The 1336-nt window shown below is 59.6% G+C and carries 1 protein-coding gene; it reads left to right on the top strand.

Annotation, left to right across the window (positions count from 1 at the left end; genetic code table 11):
- Positions 1 to 181: 181 nt before the first annotated feature.
- Positions 182 to 1273, top strand: a complete 1092-nt coding sequence (locus tag F8N49_RS27740) for a calcium:proton antiporter (protein WP_056787779.1) — start codon at positions 182 to 184, stop codon at positions 1271 to 1273.
- The last annotated feature ends 63 nt before the right edge of the window (positions 1274 to 1336 follow it).

Genomic DNA, 1336 nt, shown 5'->3' on the forward strand with positions numbered 1-1336 from the left:
CTCCTACATGGGAATGCGGACCTGTAGGAGCTGCCGAAGGCTGCGATCTTTTCAGCGTCGGAACCAACGCAGTGCAAGTCAGCGTGCGCGCGCCATGGTTTGGTGCGTAAAGATGTAACGAAACGTTAGCGGCGCGCGGCAGTCAGTAGCTTCATCAGCTCTTTTCGGCAAAAGGCCCGTCATGCTCTCGATCCTCAAACAAGAAAGCTTCCTGCTGCTGGCAGTCCTTGCCGCGTGCGTCGCTTATCCACTGGAACACTGGCTGCTGCACAGCGGCCAGATCGTCGCGCTGGGCGGCGGTCTGCTGCTGATCGCCTTTATCGTCGCCGCTTCGATGCGCGTCGCTCATCACGCCGAACTGCTGGCGGAAAAGGTCGGCGACCCCTACGGCACGATGATCCTCACGCTCTCGGCGGTGCTGGTCGAAGTGGTGATCCTGGCGATCATGATGAGCAACGAAGCCTCGGCAACGCTGGTGCGCGACACGATTTATTCAGCGGTGATGCTCGACATCAACGGCATCCTCGGCCTCGCCGCACTGATGGGCGGGATCAAACACGGCGAACAGTCCTACAATGACGATTCGGCGCGCAGCTACAGCGTGATGATCCTCACTGCGATGGGCGTATCGATGGTGGTCCCGGAGTTCATTCCCGAGGCTAACTGGAAGATGTATTCGGCGTTCACCATTGGCGCGATGATGGTGCTCTACGCGCTGTTCCTGCGCATGCAGGTCGGCCCGCACAGCTACTTTTTCAGCTACAGCTACCCGGACAAACGTCGCAAGAAGGAGCCGGTCGAGCAGGAGCCGAAGCCGGTCAGCCTGGCGCTGTCGATCGGCATTCTGGTGTCGGGGGTGGTGATCATCGGCGCACTGGCCGAGGTGATGTCCAAGACCCTCGATCTGGGCCTGGAAGGCACGGGTGCACCGCCAGTGATCACGGCGATTCTGGTGGCAGCGATTTCCGCCGCGCCGGAGATTCTCACCGCATTACGAGCGGCGCTCGCCAATCGCATGCAGTCGGTGGTCAACATTGCGATGGGCGCGTCACTGTCGACGGTGATTCTGACCGTACCGGTGATGGAAGCGATGGCGCTGTACACCGGCCAGCCGTTTCAAATGGCGATGACCCCGGTGCAAACGGTGATGATCTTCATCACCCTGATCGTCAGCGCGATCAACCTCAATGACGGCGAAACCAACGCCATTGAGGGCATGACGCACTTTGTGCTGTTTGCCACATTCATCATGCTGTCCCTACTGGGCCTATAGGGACGCTGAAAAACCTGTGGGAGCGGGCTTGCACGCGATTGCGGGGTGTCAGAAACCATATAT

This window comes from Pseudomonas sp. GXM4, from assembly GCF_008923895.1.
GTDB lineage: Bacteria > Pseudomonadota > Gammaproteobacteria > Pseudomonadales > Pseudomonadaceae > Aquipseudomonas > Aquipseudomonas atacamensis.

What these genes read in the sequence shown, in the direction of transcription:
- F8N49_RS27740 (WP_056787779.1), top strand. Translation starts at nt 182, where the DNA reads ATGCTCTCGATCCTCAAACAAGAAAGCTTCCTGCTGCTGGCAGTCCTT.